Here is a 385-nt window from a genome sequence, read left to right on the forward strand (position 1 = left end):
CCCCCCCCCCCCCCCCCCCCCCCCCCCCCCCCCCCCCCCCCCCCCCCCCCCCCCCCCTTTCTAATGCCCCGGCGACCACCGAGACCTACACCCGAACGTTGTCGTCGGCAGCGTCAGATGTGTATAAGAGACAGGTCGATGGTGTGATGCTGGGGCGCGCGCCAGTTCCGCTTCGATGTAGGGCCGCATGTGCCGCAGTACATCTTCACGGGTGGGCAAAGGCTCGCCATACAGCGCCGCTTCCAATGGGGGGGGGGGGGGGGGACATCTCCGAGCCCACGAGACCCGTGACCGAATCTCGGTTTGCGTCTGGGGCTTGTAAAAAGGGGGGGGGGGGGGGGGGGGGGGGGGGGGGGGGGGGGGGGGGGGGGGGGGGGGGGGGGGG

General features: G+C 73.2%; 1 pseudogene. It reads right to left on the reverse strand.

The annotated features are described in order from the left end of the window. Window positions 1–156: 156 nt before the first annotated feature. Window positions 157–246 (reverse strand): annotated as a pseudogene (locus JHD67_RS22520) (tRNA dihydrouridine(20/20a) synthase DusA); the annotation flags it as partial. Between the last annotated feature and the right edge of the window lie 139 nt (window positions 247–385).

It is taken from the genome of Dyella sp. ASV21 (assembly GCF_016428975.1).
Classification (GTDB): domain Bacteria; phylum Pseudomonadota; class Gammaproteobacteria; order Xanthomonadales; family Rhodanobacteraceae; genus Dyella.